Below are 19,013 nucleotides of genomic sequence, written 5' to 3'. Positions count from 1 at the left end.
TCCCTGCGCTCTTTGCTTTTGGGGCAGGCGCGCACACCCTTCGGCGGCGAAGGAATTGCGGTCCTTTCTAGAATGTACAAAACGCTGATTTTGTACATTCATGCACACCCTTCCTCTGAGTGAGTTCCGTGCCAATGCGTCGGCCATGCTCGATCTCGTCGAGCGTGGCGAGCGCGTGCGCATCCTGCGCCACGGCCGGCCGGTAGCCGACCTGGTGCCAGTGGGCGAGGCGGCCGAGCCGGTGGCCCGCGTTCCGCGTTGGAAGCAGCCCATCGAACCGCTGCAGCTGGTGCGCCCCGATGGCCGCACGGGCGCCCAGCTCATCATCGACGAGCGCGAGCGGGGCGCCTGAGCCATGCGCGTTCTGTTCGATGCCTCGGCGCTGGCCAAGCGCTACATCGCCGAACCCGGCCGTGAGCAACTGCTCGCACTGAGCGACCAGGCCTCCGCCGTGGTGGTGGCGGCCCATTGCAAGGCCGAGATTGCCAGCGCCCTCAACCGGCAGCGCCACGAAGGCGTGCTGGCCGATGAGGACTACCGCCGCATCATGGCGGTCATCCACGAAGACTTTGCCGAGCTGGAGTGCATGGCGATGGACCGGCGCGTCGAGGCGCTGGCCATGGCGGCCATGGAAGCGACCCGGCTCCACGCCTTCGATGCACTGCCGATCGGCACGGCACAGGCGGCCGGCGTCGACCTGTTCGTGACGGCCGACCGGCGCCAGGCGGCCGCAGCCGCGGCCGTCGGCTTGCGCACCGAGCTGATCGAGGCCTGAGCCACCTCCGACACCTTCTTTTCGAGACATCCACATGTACATCCATCCCGATTCCTTCGACGTGATCGTCGTCGGTGGCGGCCATGCCGGCACCGAGGCGGCGCTGGCCGCGGCCCGCATGGGCTGCCGCACGCTGCTGCTCACGCACAACATCGAAACCCTGGGCCAGATGAGCTGCAATCCGTCCATCGGCGGCATCGGCAAGGGCCATCTGGTCAAGGAAGTGGACGCCCTGGGCGGCGCCATGGCCATCGCGACCGACGAGGCGGGCATCCAGTTCCGCATCCTCAATTCCAGCAAGGGACCGGCCGTGCGCGCCACCCGGGCGCAGGCGGACCGCATCCTGTACAAGGCCGCGATCCGGCATCGGTTGGAGAACCAGCCCAACCTCACGCTGTTCCAGCAGGCCGTGGACGATCTGCTGCTGGAGGGTGACCGCGTGGTCGGCGCGGTTACGCAGGTGGGCATTGCCTTCCGCGCGCGGACCGTCGTGCTGACGGCCGGTACCTTCCTGGATGGCCGCATCCACGTCGGCCTGGACAACTACCAGGCCGGCCGGGCAGGGGACCCGCCTGCGGTCAGCCTGTCGGCGCGGCTCAAGGAACTCAAGCTGCCGCAGGGACGCCTGAAGACCGGCACGCCGCCGCGCATCGATGGCCGCACCATCGACTTCTCCCAGTGCACGGAACAGCCGGGCGACGGCATGCCCGGCGGCGGCAATCCCGCCATGCCGGTGTTCAGCTTCATGGGCCGGGCCGACATGCATCCGCAGCAGATGCCGTGCTGGATCACGCACACCAATGCGCAGACGCACGACATCATCCGCTCGGGTTTCGACCGTTCGCCCATGTTCACAGGCCGCATCGACGGCGTGGGCCCGCGCTACTGCCCCAGCGTGGAAGACAAGATCAACCGCTTCGCAGACAAGGACAGCCACCAGATCTTCCTGGAGCCCGAAGGCCTGACGACCCACGAGTACTACCCCAACGGCATCTCCACCAGCCTGCCCTTCGATATCCAGCTGGCCATGGTGCGCAGCATGCCGGGCCTGCAGAACGCCCACATCCTGCGGCCGGGCTATGCCATCGAGTACGACTACTTCGACCCGCGCGGTCTGAAGAGCAGCTTCGAGACGCGCGCGATCCAGGGCCTGTTCTTTGCCGGGCAGATCAACGGCACCACTGGCTACGAGGAGGCCGCGGCGCAGGGCCTGTTTGCCGGTCTGAATGCCGCGCTGCTGTGCCAGGAGAGGGAGGCCTGGGTGCCCCGGCGAGACGAAGCCTACCTGGGCGTGCTGGTGGACGACCTGATCACCAAGGGCGTGACCGAGCCCTACCGCATGTTCACCAGCCGGGCCGAGTTCCGACTCCAGCTGCGCGAGGACAACGCGGACATGCGCCTGACCGAAGCGGGCCGTCAACTGGGGCTGGTGGGCGATTCGCAATGGGACGCTTTCTGCCGGAAGCGCGACGCTGTTTCACGTGAAACAGAGCGGCTCAAATCGACCTGGGTGAATCCCCGCAACCTGCCGGCCAGCGAGTCCGAACGGGTTCTGGGCAAGGCCATCGAGCACGAATACAACCTGGGCGATCTGCTGCGCCGGCCGAACATCAGCTACGACAGCCTTTTGTCGCTGGACGGCGGCAAGTACCGGCCCGCGCAGCCGTTGGCACCGGACGAAGTGGAGCAGGTGGAGATAGCGGCCAAGTACGCGGGCTACATCGAGAAGCAGCACGAGGAGGTGCAGCGGGCGGCGCACTTCGAGAGCCTGCGCCTGCCGGACGACCTCGACTACATGCAGGTCCAGGCACTCAGCATCGAGGTGCGGCAGAAGCTCAGCAAGCATCGGCCGGAAACCCTGGGGCAGGCGTCGCGCATCTCCGGCATCACGCCTGCGGCGATTTCCTTGTTGATGATTCATCTGCGCAAGGGTGGCTACAAGGCCTTCCAGCAGAAGGACGCGGAGACGGTGCCCGCATGAGTATCGTGAGCCAAGCGCAACGCGAACAACTGGAGGAGGGCGCACTGACGCTGGGACTGGACCTGACCGATGCGCAGATCCGTCAGCTGCTGGACTACGGCAGTGCCATCCTCAAGTGGAACAAGGTCTACAACCTCACGGCGCTGCGCGATCCGGCGCTCGTCATCACCCACCACCTGCTGGACAGCCTCGCAGCCGTTCCGGCCCTGGGGCGACAACAGTCGGAGTCAGGGCGCCTGCTGGACGTGGGCTCGGGCGCCGGCCTGCCTGGTGTCGTAATTGCCATCTGCCGGCCCGACCTGGAAGTGCATTGCCTGGATGCGGTCGCCAAGAAGATGGCCTTCGTGCAGCAGATGGCGGGCGCTCTTCAACTGCCTCGACTTCGAGGCCTCCACGCGCGCGTGGAGACACTGGAAGGTCGCTACGAGGTGATCACCTCGCGGGCCTTTGCGTCGCTGGTCGACTTCGTGGATGGCTCAGCCCAGCTTCTGAGTCCCGCGGGCGTCTGGATGGCGATGAAGGGAAAGCGGCCAGAAGAGGAGATCGAGCGGCTTCAGACCTCCGTGGATGTGTTTCACGTGGAACAACTCGTCGTCCCCGGCCTGGATGCCGAGCGCTGCATCGTCTGGATGCGCAAAAAACAAAGCTGACTCGCCTGCAAGCGGCTGCCAAACGGCAGCTCAGTCGCCTTGCTCGCGTAGACTCGCCGCTCCCTCCAGCAGCTCAATCCCATGTTCGGCATCTCCGACTACGGCGCCTTCGTGGCCGCCATCCTCGTGTTCCTGGCCATCCCCGGCCCAGGCAATTTGGCCTTGGTGAGTTCCACGGCCAAAGGCGGCGTGCGTGGGGGAATCGCGGCCACGCTGGGCGTGATCCTGGGTGACCAAGTGCTGATGTGGTCCGCCGTGGCAGGCGTGGCAGCGTTGCTGGCGGCCTATCCGGCGGCCTTCCACGCGGTTCAATGGCTGGGCGCCGGTTACCTTGCCTGGATGGGGCTGCGGATGCTGCGGGCGCGTCCGGGTGACAAGGCGGTGATCGACATCCGTCCGGGACATTACCTTCGGCAGTCGCTGACGATCACCCTGCTGAATCCGAAGGCCATCGTGTTCTACATGGCCTTCTTTCCCCTCTTCATCGATCCCGCCCACCATCAGGGCATGCTGACCTTCGCCGCGATGTCGCTGACCATCGCGGCCCTCACCTTCGGCTACGGTTTGGTGGCCGTGCTGCTCACCCGCCATCTGGCCGACAAGCTGCGCGCCAACCGTCGCCTCTCCAGCCTGCTCGAAAAGACGGCGGGGGGCGTGCTGGTGGCTTTCGGCGTCAAGCTCGCACTCAGCCAGTAAGCGCCCCCACCCCCGCCGACATCAGGATCCACGCGACATGGCCCGCATCTTCTGCATCGCCAACCAAAAGGGTGGGGTGGGCAAGACCACCACCACCGTCAACCTCGCCGCCGGCCTGGCGAAGGTCGGCCAGCGTGTGCTGATGATCGATCTGGATCCGCAGGGCAACGCGACCATGGGCTCGGGCATCGACAAGCGCAATGCCGAGTACACCGTCTACGACGTGCTGCTCGAGTCCGCCTCCGTGGCCGAGGCCCGGGTTTCGGTGGAGGCCTGTGGCTACGACGTGCTGCCCGCCAATCGTGAGCTGGCGGGGGCCGAGGTGGAGATGGTTGCCCTCGACCGCCGCGAAAAGCGCCTGCGCACGGCGCTGGCCGCCGTGGGCGCCGAATACGACTTCGTGCTCATCGACTGCCCGCCCTCGCTCAGCCTGCTGACGCTCAACGGCCTGTGCGCCGCCCATGGTGTGATCGTGCCGATGCAGTGCGAGTACTTCGCGCTCGAAGGCCTGACGGACCTGGTCAACACCATCAAGCAGGTGCACGCCAACCTCAACAAGAACCTGCAGATCATCGGCCTGCTGCGGGTGATGTTCGATCCGCGCATCACGCTGCAGCAGCAGGTGAGCGACCAGCTCAAGGCGCACTTTGGCGACAAGGTGTTCGACACGGTCATTCCCCGCAATGTGCGTCTGGCTGAAGCGCCGAGCTACGGCCTGCCGGGCGTGGTGTTCGACCCTGGCGCACGGGGCAGTCAGGCCTATGTGGCCTTTGCCGAGGAACTCGTGCGCAAGATGCCACCCGCCAGCGCCGCGGCCGCCGCTACGCCCCCTGCACCGCAGACGGTGCCGGTATTGCATGCAGTGGCGGCCGAGGGGCAGGCCGACGCGGACTCCGATGACGCCGGCGACGGTGCATCGCGGCGCGGCTGACCGCTACGCTTTTTATAGCAATGAATCCAGATCCCATTGAGCCGGTCTCCGTCTTCCTGCTGCCGGGTTGGCAGAACAGCGGCCCCGGCCACTGGCAGACGCGCTGGGAGGCACTGTACGGCGACCACCGCATCGAGCAGCACGACTGGATGCGCCCGCTTCGCGGTGACTGGTGCGCGCGGCTGGAGGAGGAGATCCTGGCCGCTCCCGGGCCGGTGGTGTTCGCCGCTCACAGCCTGGGTTGCATCCTGACCGCCGCCTGGGCCGCCCATTCGCGCCACACGGTCCGGGTGCGGGGCGCGCTGCTGGTGGCGCCGGGCGACGTCGAACGCGAATCGCTGCGCCACCAGATCCCCGGCTGGGCGCCCATCGTGCGCCAGCCCTTGCCTTTCCCGGCGGTGCTTGTGGGCTCCACCGACGACCCCTACTGCGACGCCGACAAGGCCCGCGACCTGGCCCGCCACTGGGGCGCCCGCTTCGTGGATGCCGGCGCCCGTGGCCACCTCAACGCCGACTCGGGCCTGGGCGACTGGCCGGAAGGCCGCGCCCTGCTGGATGCGCTCATCCAGCCCCCGCAACCCACTTCTTCCTCCTGCTGATGGCAACCAAGAAACCCAAGGGCCTCGGACGCGGCCTCGAAGCCCTGCTGGGCCCCGCGGCTGGCCGCAACGCCGACGATGCGGCCTCGGCCGATGCACAGGCGGCCGCGCCGCGCCGCGACGGCAATCCCAGCACCTTGGCCCTGAACCAGATGGTGGCGGGCGTCTACCAGCCCCGCACCCGCATGGACGAGGGCGCGCTGTACGAGCTGGCCGAGAGCATCAAGGCGCAGGGCATCATGCAGCCGATCCTTGTGCGCCGGCTGGACGCCGAGCAGGCGGCCGCCAAGAACGCCGAATACGAAATCATCGCCGGCGAGCGCCGCTTCCGCGCGGCCAAGATCGCCGGCCTCGACAGCGTGCCCGTGCTGGTGCGCGACGTGCCCAACGAGGCCGCCGCGGCGATGTCGCTGATCGAGAACATCCAGCGCGAGGACCTCAACCCGCTGGAAGAAGCCCAGGGCCTGCAACGGCTGGTCAATGAATTCGGCCTGACGCATGAGCAGGCGGCGCAGGCTGTGGGCCGCTCGCGCAGTGCCGCCAGCAACCTGCTGCGCCTGCTCAACCTGGCCGATCCGGTGCAGGGCCTGCTGATGGCTGGCGATCTGGACATGGGCCATGCCCGCGCGCTGCTCGCCCTGGACCGTGCCGCGCAGATCACGGCCGCCAACCAGATCGTGGCCCGCAAGCTGTCGGTGCGCGAGACGGAGGGGCTGGTCAAGAAGCTGTCCGCCGAATTCAGTCTGCAGCCGCAGGCCCAGCGCGCAGCCCCCGAGAAGCCGCGCGACCTGCAGCGCGTCGAGGAGGAGCTGGCCGACCTGCTGACCGCCGCCGTCGAGGTGCGCATCAAGAAGCAGAGCAAGCGCGGCGGCCAGACCCAGATGAGCGGTGAGCTGGCGATCCATTTCGGCTCGCTGGATGCGCTGAACGGCCTGATCGAACGGCTGCGTGCCTCTCCGGCGGGATAGGCGACCCGGAAGAGGGCGGCGGCCGTTCTATGCCGCCGCCCTCGACTTTCGTCGGATGCGCGGCGCGCGGGTGCGCCGATAAGCTGCGGCCGCGCCGTCTGCTCCGGTACGACGGCATGTCTGCAACCCGCGAGAGGCCGACCATGAATCCGACGACGCCCATTCCTCCCCGCCTGGCCCTCGCCATGGCATTGACCGGTCTGCTGGCCCTGGCCGGCTGCCAGACGACCGACATGCAGATGGGCAGCCAGTCCGCCAAGACCGTGGCCACCGGTGGCGCGGCGGGCGGAACCAGCGTCAATGCCAGCGGCCAGCTGGAGCGTTGCGAATCGCCACTGGGCACCGTCTCGCTCATCGAGAACCAGTCTGCCGGCTGGTACACGGTGCTCACCAATCAATACAAGCTGCCGCCCACGGCCACCCTCCTGCGCCTGTTGATCCAGCAGTCCAACTGCTTCGTCGTGGTGGAGCGCGGCGCCGCCGGCATGAATGCCATGAGCCGCGAGCGAGCCCTGATGCAGTCGGGCGAGATGCGCCAGGGCAGCAACTTCGGCCGTGGCCAGATGGTGGCCTCGGACTACGGCCTGTCGCCGGAGATCGTCTTCAACAACAACGACGCGGGTGGCATCGGCGGCACGCTGGGCGGCCTGATCGGCGGCAACCGGGGCCGCGCCCTGGCGGCCGTCGGCGGCAGCATGCAGACCAAGGAAGCCAGCACGATGCTGACCCTGATCGACAACCGCTCGGGCGTGCAGATCGCGGCGGCCGAAGGCAGCGCCTCCAAGACCGACTTCGGCGCCATGGGCTCGCTCTTCGGCAGTCGCGCAGGCGGTTCGGTGGGCGGCTATGCGAACACGGCCCAGGGCAAGGTGATCAGCGCCGCCTTCATGGATGCCTACAACCAGATGGTGGTGTCGCTGCGCAACTACCAGGCGCAGACGGTGCGGGGCCAGGGTCTGGGCGGTGGCGGCCGGTTGGGCGTGGACGGTGGCGTCGCGCCGTCGCAGACCTCGGCGCCGCGGCAGAAGAAGTAAGGGCGGGGCCGGTGGACGCCGGCTTCTTCTCGCGACCGTTCGGGCTGAGCTCGTCGAAGCCGCGGCCCGCCGCGGCATGCGCTTACAGGCTGAAGATCTTGCCCGGGTTGAGGATGTTCTTCGGGTCCAGCGCCTTCTTCAGCGTGCGCATCATGCTCACCGCGCCTTCGCCGGCCTCGTCGATGAGGAAGCTCATCTTGTGCAGGCCGATGCCATGCTCGCCGGTGCAGGTGCCGCCCATCGCGATGGCACGCGACACCAGGTTGTGGCTCAGCTGCTCGGCGCGCAGCCGCTCGTCGGGGTCGTGCGGGTCGATCAGGTAGCCGAAGTGGAAGTTGCCGTCGCCTACGTGGCCCACCAGGAAGTAGGGGATGCCGCTGGCATCGACCTCGTCCACCGAGGCCAGCAGGCAGTCGGCCAGGCGCGAGATCGGCACGCAGGTGTCGGTGGTCACGGCGCGGCAGCCGGGCCGTGACTGCACGGCCGCGAAGTAGGCGTTGTGCCGCGCCGTCCACAGGCGGGTGCGCTCCTCCGGCGTGGTGGCCCATTCGAAGTCGTTGCCGCCCATCTCGCTGGCGATGGCCTGCACCGTCTCGGCCTGCTCCTGCACGCCGGCGGGCGAGCCGTGGAACTCCATCAGCAGCATCGGCTGCTCGCGCAGGCTCAGCTTCGAATGCGCATTGACCATGCGCACCGAGTTCACGTCGATCAGCTCCACCCGCGCGATCGGCACGCCCAGCTGGATGACCTGGATGGTGGTGCGCACCGCCGCCTCGATGCTCGGGAAGGAGCAGATGGCGGCCGAGACCGCCTCGGGCAGCGGATAGATGCGCAGGGTGATCTCGGTGGCGATGCCCAGCGTGCCTTCGCTGCCCACGATCAGTCGCGTGAGGTCGTAGCCGGCCGAGGACTTGCGCGCGCGCGTGCCGGTGCGGATGGTCTCGCCGCTGGCTGTCACCACCTCCAGCGCCAGCACGTTCTCGCGCATGGTGCCGTAGCGCACGGCATTCGTGCCACTGGCGCGCGTCGCCGTCATGCCGCCGATGCTGGCATCCGCGCCCGGGTCGATGGGAAAGAAGAGGCCGCTGCAACGCAACTCCTCATTGAGTTGGCGGCGGGTCACGCCCGGCTGCACGGTCACCGTCAGGTCCTCGGCATCCACCGACAGCACCCGGTTCATGCGCGACATGTCGATGCTGATGCCGCCCTGCACGGCCAGCAGGTGGCCTTCCAGCGAGGAGCCCACACCGAAGGGGATCACCGGTACATCGGCGTCCGAGGCCAGCCGGACCGCATCGGCGACGTCGCGCGTGCTCTCGGCGAACACCACGGCCGCGGGCGGCGGCACGTCGAAGGGCGATTCGTCGCGGCCATGCTGTTCGCGCACGGCCAGCGCCGTGGAACATTGCGCGCCGAAGCGCTCCCGCAGCGCCGCCAGCAGCGACTCGGGCACGGGGCGCGGCGCCACGGCGGGATGCAGGCGGGCAAGGTCGGCGGGGGCGTTCATTGGAGGTCTCCTTCGTTGCGCCGGGTGCATGGCGGGGCGGTCTACCATTCTAGGAACCGCAGCCACAGAAGGACTTCCGCATGGGCAACCGCCTCACCCAGATCGCGACGCGCACCGGCGACGACGGCAGCACCGGCCTGGGCGACAACACCCGCGTCTCCAAGGGCCATCTGCGCGTGCATGCCATGGGCGACGTGGACGAACTCAATTCCCACATCGGCCTGCTGCTGTGCGAGCCGTTGCCCACCGAGGTGCGCGAGCTGCTGGTCGATGTGCAGCACCAGCTCTTCAACCTGGGCGGCGAGCTGGCCATGCCCGGCTACACGCTGCTCAAGGACGAGGCGCTGCTGCAGCTGGACCAGGCGCTGGAGACGCACAACGCCACCCTGCCGCGACTGGCCGAATTCATCCTGCCGGCCGGCACGCGCGCCGCCTCGCAGGCCCATGTGTGCCGCACCGTGGCGCGCCGGGCCGAGCGCGCCATCGTCGCGCTGGGGGCGGTGGAGGTGGTCAACGATGCGCCGCGGTGCTACCTCAACCGGCTGTCGGACCTGCTCTTCGTGCTGGCCCGCGTGCTCAACCGCATGGATGGCGGCGACGACGTGTACTGGAAGAGCGAGCGCATGGCGCGCGCCGCGCAGGACGCATCGGCCACAGGCGACTGACAGCGCCGCATGCGCCTGCGCCACATCGAGGTCTTCAACGCCGTCATGCTCACCGGCAGCGTGAGTGCGGCCGCGCGGCTCATCAACGTCACGCAGCCGGCCGTCAGCCGCACGCTGCAGCATGCCGAGCTGCAGCTGGGCTTCGCGCTGTTCCGGCGTGCCAAGGGACGGCTCATTCCCACGGCCGAGGCGCAGGCGCTGTATCCGCGCATCGAGCGGCTGTTCGCGCAGCTCGACGAGGTGCAGCGCCTGGCCAGCCAGCTGCGCCATGGCGGCGAGGTGGCCGGCGAGCTGCGCATCCTGGCGGTGATGGCGCTGACCCACGAGGTGCTGCCGCGGGCGCTGGTCGCCTTCCGCGCCAGGCATCCGGCGGTCGCGATCCGCGTGGAGGCGCTTCACACGCCGCAGATCGTTTCGGCCCTGCTGCTGCGCGAGGCGGACATCGGTTTCGCGTTCAGCGCCTTGCCCCACGCAGGACTGGTCAACGAGGCCGTCGCGGACAGCCGCATGGTCTGCGTGGCGCCGCGCGGCCTGCTGCCCGACGCGCTGGTGAAAGCGGGCCGGCTCTCGCTGCCCGACCTGGCCGATGTGCCTGTGATCGCGCTGGATGGCCGCGACCCGCTGGGCCTGGGCGTGGCCCAGGCCTGCCGCGAGGCCGGCGTGGGCCTGCAGGCGGTGGTCACGGTGCAGACCTACCACGCGGCGCTGGCCATGGCCCACCATGGCCTGGGCGCGGCGCTGGTGGACGGCTGCACCGCGCTCTCGGCCGACCCGGCCAAGGTCGACCGCCTGGCGCTGGTGCCGGCCTTGCCGGTGCCGGTGCGCGTGTTGCGGGCCGAGCACGGTGCAGAGTCGGTCGCCATGCGCACGCTGCTCGCGTGTGTAAGGCAGACGCTGACGTCGTTCTCCGCCGATTTGGGATAAAAAGCGAACGGTCGTTCACATTGTTTGACTCTGCCTGGGTCCAGCGGGTGAGCGGCACGCATCCCTCATCCAAAGGACTCTTCCATGCAGAGACAACAACGACTCCTCCAGACTCTGACCCTGGCCGCCCTGAGCGGCCTGGCCGCCACGCCGGCGCTGGCCCAGCAGGCGGGCGACTGGGTACTGGGCGCCGGCTGGCTCCATTTCTCGCCGCGCGACTCCAGCAAGCCGCTGACGGTGACGGCGCCCATTCCCAGCGTGGTGCCGGGCTCCGGCGCCGGCGTCAGCAGTGCCGACACCCTGGGCCTGAGCGCTGTCTATTTCGTCGACCCGAACTGGGCGGTGGAAGGCGTGCTGGGCGTGCCGCCCAAGTTCAAGCTTAATGGCGAAGGCACGCTGGCCCGCGTCGGCCAACTGGGCGAGGCCCGGCAGTGGAGCCCCACCATCCTCGGCAAGTACTACTTCGGCAACGGCAACGATGCCTTCCGGCCCTACGTCGGCCTGGGCGGCACCTATGTCTGGTACAGCGACGTCAGCCTGACGCCAGGACTGCAGAGCGCCGTCGGCGGCCTGGCCGGTCGCCCACCGCTCAGCACCGCCACCTCGGCCAAGCTCGACAGCTCCTTCGCGCCGGTGTTCAACGTGGGCGCGGCCTGGCAGTTCGATCGCCACTGGGGCATCTCGCTGTCGGTGTCGTACATCCCGCTGAAGACCAAGGCCACGCTGACCACGACGACCGCGACCGGCCTGCCACTGCTCACCAGCGAGGCGCGGCTCAAGCTGAACCCGGTGGTGACCTACCTGTCGGCCACTTACCGCTTCTGATCAAAGGCTCGCAAGGGTGAATTGAACCCGGCGTGTCCGACCGGACACGGCGGGTTCGTTCCAGTGCTTCAGGCGGGTGCCAGGGCGGTGCCGGTGGCCAGCAGGCGTGCCACCTGGCGCGCCGTGCCGAAGGCCAGCGTGAAGCCCAGCGCGCCATGGCCGACGTTGAAGAGCACGTTGGCCGGCGCTCTTCCGGCACGGCCCACCAGCGGAAGGCCGCTGGGGGTGGCCGGTCGCAGGCCCGCCCAGGGCTGCGGGTCGGCGGCTTCCACCGCGGCATGCGGAAACACGGCCTGCGTGGCCGCCTGCAGCGTGGCGATGCGCGCGGGCGGAATGCGCAGGTCTTCGCCCACCAGCTCCGCCATGCCGGCCACGCGCAGGCGCTGGCCGATGCGCGCGAACACCGTCTTGCGCGCCGTGTCCGTCACGCTCACCACCGGCGCGGCGCCGGGCGCATCGTGTACCGGCAGCGTGATGCTGTAGCCCTTGAGCGGATAGACCGGCAGGTAGGCGCCCAGCATGCGGCCGAAGCGCGCCGCGGCGGCGCCGACGGCGACCACGAAGGCATCGGCGGCGATGGCGCCTCGCTCGCGCGTACGCACCGCCCTTGCACGGCCACGCGAGGCTTCGAAGCCCTGCACCTCGGCCGTGACCAACTGCACCCCGCGCGCCTGCAGGGCCGCAGCGAGCGCCTGGCACACCTTCAGGCAGTCGGCCACGCATTCGCTCGCGGTGTAGACGGCGCCCGCAAAGCGACTCCGATAGCCCGCCAGCGCCGGCTCCAGCGCGACCGCTTCGTCCGGCGTCACCACGCGCTGCGCTGCGCCGCCCAGCGATTGCTGCAGCGCCACCTGCCGGCGTGCCGCGTCCACGCCCGCGGCACTGCCGTAGAGCACCAGCTTGCCGGCCTCGGCAAAGTCGCTGTCGGGTTGAAGCTGCGCGCGCATGGCCTCAAAGCCCTCGCGGCTCGCAGCGGCCAGCTTCAGCAGGGCCTGCGTCGTGCGTGTCGCGCTGCGGTCGTTGCAGGCGGCCATGAAGCCCAGTCCCCAGCGCCACTGCTGCGGGTCCAGCTGGGGCCGCAGCTTCAATGGCGAATCGGCGGAGAACATCAGGTGCGGCAGCTGCCCCCAGATGGAGGCATCGGCCAGCGGCGCGACATACGAGTAGCTCAGCTGCGCGCCGTTGCCGCTGCTGGTGCCGCTGCCGGGCGCTGCGCGATCCACCACCGTCACGGTATGGCCCTGGGCCTGGAGTTCCCACGCGGTGGCCAGGCCGACGATGCCGGCGCCGAGGATGCAGATGTGCATGGTGTGAGGACAGATGAGAAGCAGCGCTCGAAGGGGCAGGCAGTCCTGCCAGGGTTATCCCGCACTCTACGGAGCGCCTTCGTGCGCCACCAATGCCAAAGCCATCAAGGGCCATGCCGCCAGCTCATGGGACCGGTCAGCCCCCCATAAGCTTTGGGCATGGCCGGCCGCGAAAAAACCATGAGCGGCAGGCCCGGCCTGCGGCCACACTGGCCGGCGCCTTGCTTGGGTCCACGCCGAGTCCGTCCTCTTCCGCCGTGCTCGCTTCCTTCCTCTACACGCATCTTCGACAGAAAGGTTTTCTTTCATGAAGCTTTCCCCCCTCCTGACCGCTGCCCTGCTGGGCATCGCCGGCCTGCAGGCCGCCCAGGCCCAGGGCCAGGACACGCTCGCCAAGATCGAGAAGGACAACAAGATCACGCTGGCCTACCGTGAGTCCTCGGTGCCCTTCAGCTACCTGGAGGCGCCCGGCAAGCCGATCGGCTTCGCGGTGGAGCTGAGCAATGCCGTCGTCGCCGAGGTCAAGAAGCAGCTCAACAAGCCCAACCTGGAGGTGGCGCTGATGCCCGTCACCTCGGCCAACCGGATCCCGCTGCTGACCAACGGCACCATCGATCTGGAGTGCGGCTCCACCACCAACAACAGCGCCCGTGGCAAGGACGTGGCCTTCGCCATCAACCACTTCTACACCGGCACCCGCGCGCTGGTGAAGAAGAGCGCCAACATCAAGGACTGGGCCGACCTCAAGGGCAAGAAGGTGGCCATCACCACCGGCACCACCAACATGCTCGTCGTGCGCAAGTACAACGAGGAGAAGAAGCTGGACATGGACATCATCGGCGCCAAGGACCATGCCGACGCGCTGCTGCTGGTCGAGAGCGACCGCGCCGCGGCCTTCCCGATGGACGACATCCTGCTCTTCGGCCTGAAGGCCAACGCCAAGGACCCCGCCAGCCTGGACGTGGTGGCCGAGGCCCTGCAGGTGGAGCCCTATGCCTGCATGCTGCGCAAGGACGATCCCAAGTTCAAGGCACTGGTGGATGGCGTCTTCACCGGCCTCATGAAGTCGGGCGAGTTCGAGAAGATGTACGCCAAGTGGTTCATGGGCCCGATCCCGCCGAAGAACCAGGCCATCGGGTTGCCGATGAGCAAGGAACTGAGGGACAACTTGAAGGCGCTGAGCGACAAGCCAGCGACTTGATAGGCTCCCCCCAGGCCAATGCAAGTCAGTGAACCAGAGGCCGTTCGGGCTGAGCCTGTCGAAGCCTGGGCGCGAGCCCTTCGACAGGCTCAGGGCGAACGGGTGATCGACTGGTGCAGCCCATCCCCGGCCGGGTGCGCTTCCAACGGCCTGGCAAATCCGGTTCTGCTGGAGCCGCTGGTATGGCCTGCTCCGCGGCCTCCTGTGCAGCTGTGGGCTGACGTTGCCGCGAACGGCGATCCTGCGTTCGCTACCTGCCAATTGAAAGAGCCTCCCGCGGGAGGCTCTTTTGCATGGGTTCGGCGGCTGACCGGGCTCAGCGCTTCTTGTGCGCGTCCATGCCCTGGGCCAGCAGCTGGCGGGCCTGTTCCACGTTCTCGTTGACGCGCTGGCGCACGATCTCGAAGGCTTCGGTCTGGGACTTGGCGGTGAGGTCGGCCAGTTCGCGGATGTCCTCCAGCGCCTGCTGGAAGCTGGCGCGGCCCATGCTGTCGATCTTGCCGAGCTGGGCCTTCATGTCCTGGCCGGGCATGGACTGTAGCGTGTCGCGCCACTGCTCGATGGACTGCTTGAGCATCTCGGTCTGGCGCTGCACGACGCTCTGCAGGCCCTCGCGCGCCATCGAACTGGCCTTGACCATCGCCTCCATGTCCTTGCGGCTGTTCTCCAGCAGCAGGGCCGCGGTGCCCGTCACATCCATGCCCTGCATGCGCTGTGCCATTTCCTGCAGCGACTTGGACGCGGCTTCCTGCATGCCCGCCAATGCGGCCATGGGATCGGGCAGCGAGCCGGCACTGCCGGCGGACGTGGACGAGGAGGTCTTGCGGGTGGCCATCGGGCGTCTCTCCATGGAGTGTTGCGGGGAGCGGCCACGATAACCGCAGCCGCCCCGGGCGCAAAGCCTGGGCCTCAGCGGGCCGCGGGCGTGGAGGCGGTGGTGGGCAGGTCCGGCAGCTCGATCTTGACCTCGAGCACTTCCAGCGCGTCCTGCTTCTCCAGGTGCACCTTGATGTCCTCGGCCTTGATCGACACGTACTTGGAGATCACCTCCAGCAGTTCGCGCTGCAGCTGCGGCAGGTAGTCGGGCCGGCGCGCGTTCAGGCCACGCTCGTGGGCCAGGATGATCTGCAGCCGTTCCTTGGCGACGGCCGCGGACTTCTTCTTCTCGCCCAGCAGGAAGGAGAGGAAGGACATGCCCCTTACCTCCCGAAGATTCGCTTGAAGAAGCCGGGCTTGGCCGCTTCGGTGAAACGCATGGGCCGCTCTTCGCCGAGGAAGCGCGCCACCACGTCCAGGTAGGCCTGGGCCACGTCAGTGTCCTTCTCGTGCACCGCCGGGATGCCCTGGTTCGAGGCCTGCAGCACCGACTCCGATTCGGGGATCACGCCGATCAGCGGAATGCGCAGGATGTCCTGGATGTCCTCCAGCGACAGCATCTGACCGTCGGCCACGCGGCTGGGGTTGTAGCGCGTGATGAGCAGATGCTCCTTGATCGGCTCGGCGCCGTCCTTGGCCCGCTTGGTCTTGGAGCTGAGCATGCCCAGGATGCGGTCCGAGTCGCGCACCGAGGACACCTCGGGGTTGGTCACCACCAGAGCTTCGTCGGCGAAGTGCATGGCCATCAGCGCACCGGTCTCGATGCCGGCGGGCGAGTCGCAGACGATGTAGTCGAAGTCCATCGTCTTGAGCTCTTCCAGCACGCGGCCCACGCCTTCCTGCGTCAGCGCCTCCTTGTCGCGGGTCTGCGAAGCGGCCAGCACGAACAGGTTGTCGCACAGCTTGTCCTTGATCAGGGCCTGCGTCAGGTTGGCCTCGCCCTGGATCACGTTGACGAAGTCGTACACCACGCGGCGCTCGCAACCCATGATCAGGTCCAGGTTGCGCAGGCCCACGTCGAAATCGATCACGGCCGTCTTCTTGCCCGCGAGGGCCAGGCCCGACGAGAAGCTCGCGCTGGAGGTCGTCTTGCCGACGCCGCCCTTGCCCGAGGTCACCACCACGATCTTGGTCATTTGCCTGAATCCTTTTTTGACTGTTTCGCGCCGCTTGTTGCGCTTGGGAATGGGGGGTTTTTTGCGGGGAGCCATCAGCCGGTGATGGCTTCCAGCAGAAGCTTGTCGTCCTGCAGGCGGATCTGCGCCGGCTTGCCGGCCACGTCCGCGGGCAGTGCAACTTCGGAGGTGCGATACACGCCGGCCACGGCCACCAGCTGCGCTTCGAGGCAGGTGGTGAAGATGCGCGCGCCGGTGTCGCCGCGCGCCCCGGCGATGGCCTTGCCGCGCAGCGGCGCGTACACATGCACGTTGCCGTCGGCGATGACCTCGGCGCCGAAGCTCACCAGGCCGGTGACGATCACGTCGCCGCCGCGGGCATACACCTGCTGGCCCGAGCGCAGCGGCCGGTCGATCAGCAGCGTGCCGCCCTGCGGCACCGGCACCTCGCGCACGATCTGCGGCGCGGGGCTGGGCGGCTCGGGCGGCCGGGCGGGGGCCGGGCCGGGCAGGGCGGCGATGGCCAGGCCCGCGGCGCGCGCGGCCTGCGCGTGGCGCGCATCCGCGCCGCGCACGGCCACAGGCTGGGTCTGGTGCCGTGCGAGGATGGTGCGCAGCTTCTTGAAGTCGATGCTGCGGGCGGCCTCGTCCTCGGGCAGCTGGGAGAGGTCGATCACCACCGGCTCCTGCTCGAAGAAATCGGGCGAGTCGGCCAGCTGCGCGTCGAGCGCAGTCGTCAGCACGGACAGGTCGGCGGTCTTGAGGATCACCGCCACCAGGGGCAGCGTGGCGCTCTTGAATTCGAAAACCGCGCGTGCGCGTGCGGCGGAAGCATCGGCCATCGAGGGACGGTGGAGAGAAAAAGACGGTGAATGAAAAAAAGGCTTCGCCAGAACGGCGAAACCTTCGAAGTCTAACGGCGCGGCACCGTCCGGCGGCGCTGCGCACGGGCCTTCAATGTGACCGGGCGTTTGCGTTGCGGCCCAACATGGCCCACAGCAGCAGGGCCCCGAAAGTGGCGGTGCCGATGCCGCCCAGCGCGAACTGGCCGAAGCGCAGCGTGAAGTCGCCCGTGCCCAGGATCAGCGTGATGGCGGCGACGATCAGGTTGCGGTTGTCCGAGAAGTCCACCCGGTTGTCGACCCAGATCTTGGCGCCGGCCACGGCGATCAGGCCGAACACCACGATCGACACGCCGCCCATCACCGGCAGCGGAATGGCCTGGATCAGCGCGCCGAACTTGGGACTGAAGCCGAGCACCAGCGCGATGACGGCCGCCACCACGAACACGGCGGTCGAGTAGATGCGCGTGGCCGCCATCACGCCGATGTTCTCGGCATAGGTGGTGACACCCGTGCCGCCGGCCGCGCCGCTCACCATGGTGGCCAGGCCGTCGCCCATGAAGGCACGGCCGATCAGCGGGTCGAGGTTGCGGCCGGTCATGGCCGTGACAGCCTTGAGGTGGCCGAGGTTCTCGGCCACCAGGATGATGGCCACCGGCGCGATCAGCAGCATGGCGCCGGTGTCGAAGCGCGGGCCGGTGAAGGCCGGCATGCCCAGCCAGGCCGCGGCCGCCACGCCCGACAGATCCAGCGGCTTGCCCAGGCCCAGGCCATTCGCCAATACGGCATAGACCACGCTGGCCAGCAGCAGACCGGCCAGGATCAGCAGGCGCTGCAGCATGCCGCGCGCGAACACCGCCACCAGGCCCACGCACAGGAAGGTCATGGCCTGCATCCAGCTGTCGAAGTTGCCGGCCGCCATGTTCTTGATCGGCACGCTCGCGAGGTTGAGGCCGATCACCGCCACCACCGCGCCGGTGACCACCGGCGGCATGAAGCGCTCGATCCAGCCGGTGCCGATGGCCTGCACCAGCAGGCCGATGCCGAAGTACACCAGTCCGCAGACGATGATGCCGCCCAGCGCCACCGGCAGATTGGCATTGGGCCCCTGGCCGCCATAGCCGGTGGCGGCGATCACCACGCCGATGAAGGCGAAGCTCGAGCCCAGATAGCTCGGCACGCGCCCGCCGGTGAGTAGGTAGAACATCAGCGTGCCCAGCCCGCTCATCAGGATGGCCACGTTGGGGTTGAAGCCCATCAGGATGGGCGCCAGCACCGTGGCGCCGAACATGGCGATGACGTGCTGCACGCCCATGGCGCCGGTCTGCGGCCAGGACAGGCGCTCATCGGGCGCGACGACGGTGTTGCCCGTCATGGCGACTTCGCGCCATTGGAAAAGGCTCATGGGTGTCTCCTCGGAGGTGTGTTGTCGATGACGAAGGCGCGGCCGGGCCTCGCTGGGCCGCGGCAGGGCAAAGGCGGGGTCCGGCGTGGGGCGATTCAGCGCGGCTGCAGCACGGCCATGGTCAGCCGCGAGACGCAGGTCAGCTCGCCATCGTCGTTGCGCAGCTCGATCTGCCAGACCTGTGTGCTGCGGCCGCGGTGCACCGGCCGTGCGGTGCCGGTGACCCAGCCCCTGGAAGCGGCGCGCAGGTGGTTGGCGTTGATGTCCAGACCCACGGTGCGCTCGTTCTCGGGCACCGAGTAGTGGGCGCCGCAGGAGCCCAGCGTCTCGGCCAGCACCACCGACACGCCGCCGTGCAGGATGCCGTAGGGCTGGATGGTGCGGGCGTCCACCGGCACGCGGCCGACGATGTAGTCGTCGCCGATCTCCACGAACTCCAGGCCGATGTGGCCGCCGACGGTGCCCACGTGGCTGCGGGTGAGTTCCTCGATCGAGATGGGCTTCTGCCAGATGCGCATGGTGTCTCCGTCGGCGTTGGGGATGGGGATGGGGATGAAAGAGCCGCGGAACTATAGCCAGCGCACCCGGACGGTGCAGTCGCCTGCGGGCTGCGGGCTGCGGGCTGCGGGCTGCGGGCTGCGGGCGGCCGGCGGCCGGCGGCGGGAAGCCGCGCATGTGTCCGCAGGTTGCGGACGCGCCGCTGTTCCTACCC

General features: G+C 68.5%; 21 protein-coding genes. 13 read left to right on the top strand and 8 right to left on the bottom strand.

Annotation, left to right across the window (positions count from 1 at the left end):
• Nucleotides 1-100: 100 nt before the first annotated feature.
• The 9 genes from QZ772_RS21120 to QZ772_RS21080 all read left to right on the top strand — a co-directional run bounded on the left by QZ772_RS21120 (nucleotide 101) and on the right by QZ772_RS21080 (nucleotide 7,634).
• On the top strand, nucleotides 101-352 hold the full coding sequence (locus QZ772_RS21120; protein WP_017760147.1) for a type II toxin-antitoxin system Phd/YefM family antitoxin: 252 nt from the start codon (nucleotides 101-103) through the stop codon (nucleotides 350-352).
• A gap of 3 nt (nucleotides 353-355) precedes the next feature.
• Nucleotides 356-775 carry a type II toxin-antitoxin system VapC family toxin gene (locus tag QZ772_RS21115; RefSeq protein WP_295530561.1) on the top strand — a complete coding sequence of 140 codons (420 nt, stop codon included), beginning with the start codon at nucleotides 356-358 and terminating at the stop codon, nucleotides 773-775.
• Between the two features lie 34 nt (nucleotides 776-809).
• On the top strand, nucleotides 810-2,756 hold the full coding sequence (gene mnmG, locus QZ772_RS21110; RefSeq protein WP_295530558.1) for a tRNA uridine-5-carboxymethylaminomethyl(34) synthesis enzyme MnmG: 1,947 nt from the start codon (nucleotides 810-812) through the stop codon (nucleotides 2,754-2,756).
• The gene (gene rsmG, locus QZ772_RS21105) at nucleotides 2,753-3,406 is read left to right on the top strand and encodes a 16S rRNA (guanine(527)-N(7))-methyltransferase RsmG (protein WP_295530555.1); all 654 of its coding nucleotides are present in this window, start codon (nucleotides 2,753-2,755) and stop codon (nucleotides 3,404-3,406) included. Before mnmG ends, rsmG begins: the two co-directional genes overlap by 4 nt.
• An 81-nt stretch (nucleotides 3,407-3,487) precedes the next feature.
• Nucleotides 3,488-4,102 (top strand): LysE family transporter, encoded by a 615-nt coding sequence (locus QZ772_RS21100; protein ID WP_295530551.1) that lies wholly within the window; start codon nucleotides 3,488-3,490, stop codon nucleotides 4,100-4,102.
• Nucleotides 4,103-4,139: 37 nt separating this feature from the next.
• Nucleotides 4,140-5,033: an AAA family ATPase gene (locus QZ772_RS21095; protein WP_295530549.1), complete on the top strand. Its 894-nt coding sequence runs from the start codon at nucleotides 4,140-4,142 to the stop codon at nucleotides 5,031-5,033.
• Nucleotides 5,034-5,068: 35 nt separating this feature from the next.
• Nucleotides 5,069-5,632 (top strand): alpha/beta hydrolase, encoded by a 564-nt coding sequence (locus QZ772_RS21090; protein WP_295530850.1) that lies wholly within the window; start codon nucleotides 5,069-5,071, stop codon nucleotides 5,630-5,632.
• Nucleotides 5,632-6,600: a ParB/RepB/Spo0J family partition protein gene (locus tag QZ772_RS21085; protein WP_295530546.1), complete on the top strand. Its 969-nt coding sequence runs from the start codon at nucleotides 5,632-5,634 to the stop codon at nucleotides 6,598-6,600. The genes QZ772_RS21090 and QZ772_RS21085 overlap by 1 nt, the downstream gene beginning before the upstream one ends.
• Before the next feature lie 185 nt (nucleotides 6,601-6,785).
• The gene (locus QZ772_RS21080; RefSeq protein WP_295530847.1) at nucleotides 6,786-7,634 is read left to right on the top strand and encodes a CsgG/HfaB family protein; all 849 of its coding nucleotides are present in this window, start codon (nucleotides 6,786-6,788) and stop codon (nucleotides 7,632-7,634) included.
• 82 nt (nucleotides 7,635-7,716) lie between these two features.
• Here the strand turns inward: QZ772_RS21080 and QZ772_RS21075 are convergent, their stop codons facing one another.
• Nucleotides 7,717-9,141 carry an FAD-linked oxidase C-terminal domain-containing protein gene (locus QZ772_RS21075; RefSeq protein WP_295530543.1) on the bottom strand — a complete coding sequence of 475 codons (1,425 nt, stop codon included), beginning with the start codon at nucleotides 9,139-9,141 and terminating at the stop codon, nucleotides 7,717-7,719.
• 80 nt (nucleotides 9,142-9,221) lie between these two features.
• Between QZ772_RS21075 and QZ772_RS21070 the strand changes: the two genes are divergently transcribed.
• The 3 genes from QZ772_RS21070 to QZ772_RS21060 all read left to right on the top strand — a co-directional run bounded on the left by QZ772_RS21070 (nucleotide 9,222) and on the right by QZ772_RS21060 (nucleotide 11,555).
• Nucleotides 9,222-9,806: a cob(I)yrinic acid a,c-diamide adenosyltransferase gene (locus tag QZ772_RS21070; protein ID WP_295530540.1), complete on the top strand. Its 585-nt coding sequence runs from the start codon at nucleotides 9,222-9,224 to the stop codon at nucleotides 9,804-9,806.
• Nucleotides 9,807-9,815: 9 nt separating this feature from the next.
• Complete coding sequence (locus tag QZ772_RS21065; RefSeq protein WP_295530537.1) at nucleotides 9,816-10,730, top strand: LysR substrate-binding domain-containing protein; 915 nt, start codon at nucleotides 9,816-9,818, stop codon at nucleotides 10,728-10,730.
• A gap of 84 nt (nucleotides 10,731-10,814) precedes the next feature.
• Nucleotides 10,815-11,555, top strand: coding sequence for an OmpW family outer membrane protein (locus QZ772_RS21060; protein WP_295530534.1), 741 nt, complete (start codon nucleotides 10,815-10,817; stop codon nucleotides 11,553-11,555).
• Nucleotides 11,556-11,623: 68 nt separating this feature from the next.
• Here the strand turns inward: QZ772_RS21060 and QZ772_RS21055 are convergent, their stop codons facing one another.
• On the bottom strand, nucleotides 11,624-12,862 hold the full coding sequence (locus QZ772_RS21055) for a D-amino acid dehydrogenase (protein ID WP_295530531.1): 1,239 nt from the start codon (nucleotides 12,860-12,862) through the stop codon (nucleotides 11,624-11,626).
• Between the two features lie 307 nt (nucleotides 12,863-13,169).
• On the opposite strand from QZ772_RS21055, the gene QZ772_RS21050 reads away from it, so the two are divergent.
• Nucleotides 13,170-14,063, top strand: coding sequence for a transporter substrate-binding domain-containing protein (locus QZ772_RS21050; RefSeq protein WP_295530528.1), 894 nt, complete (start codon nucleotides 13,170-13,172; stop codon nucleotides 14,061-14,063).
• Nucleotides 14,064-14,379: 316 nt separating this feature from the next.
• On the opposite strand, the gene phaP is transcribed toward QZ772_RS21050, so the two are convergent.
• The 6 genes from phaP to QZ772_RS21020 all read right to left on the bottom strand — a co-directional run bounded on the left by phaP (nucleotide 14,380) and on the right by QZ772_RS21020 (nucleotide 18,819).
• Nucleotides 14,380-14,898, bottom strand: coding sequence for a TIGR01841 family phasin (gene phaP / locus QZ772_RS21045; protein WP_295530524.1), 519 nt, complete (start codon nucleotides 14,896-14,898; stop codon nucleotides 14,380-14,382).
• Between the two features lie 74 nt (nucleotides 14,899-14,972).
• Nucleotides 14,973-15,257: a cell division topological specificity factor MinE gene (gene minE, locus QZ772_RS21040; protein ID WP_295530521.1), complete on the bottom strand. Its 285-nt coding sequence runs from the start codon at nucleotides 15,255-15,257 to the stop codon at nucleotides 14,973-14,975.
• 5 nt (nucleotides 15,258-15,262) lie between these two features.
• Nucleotides 15,263-16,075 carry a septum site-determining protein MinD gene (gene minD / locus QZ772_RS21035; protein ID WP_295530518.1) on the bottom strand — a complete coding sequence of 271 codons (813 nt, stop codon included), beginning with the start codon at nucleotides 16,073-16,075 and terminating at the stop codon, nucleotides 15,263-15,265.
• Nucleotides 16,076-16,149: 74 nt separating this feature from the next.
• Complete coding sequence (gene minC / locus QZ772_RS21030) at nucleotides 16,150-16,896, bottom strand: septum site-determining protein MinC (protein ID WP_295530515.1); 747 nt, start codon at nucleotides 16,894-16,896, stop codon at nucleotides 16,150-16,152.
• Between the two features lie 112 nt (nucleotides 16,897-17,008).
• Nucleotides 17,009-18,301, bottom strand: a complete 1,293-nt coding sequence (locus QZ772_RS21025) for a solute carrier family 23 protein (protein ID WP_295530513.1) — start codon at nucleotides 18,299-18,301, stop codon at nucleotides 17,009-17,011.
• Nucleotides 18,302-18,396: 95 nt separating this feature from the next.
• A complete protein-coding gene (locus QZ772_RS21020) occupies nucleotides 18,397-18,819 on the bottom strand; it encodes a hotdog fold thioesterase (RefSeq protein ID WP_295530511.1) in 423 nt (140 codons plus the stop codon).
• Nucleotides 18,820-19,013 lie beyond the last annotated feature (194 nt).

Origin of the sequence: uncultured Pseudacidovorax sp., from assembly GCF_913773995.1 — a bacterium.
Lineage (GTDB): Bacteria > Pseudomonadota > Gammaproteobacteria > Burkholderiales > Burkholderiaceae_C > Xenophilus.
Note: the sequence above shows the minus strand (reverse complement) of the source record. Positions and strands in the feature narration are given on the sequence as shown.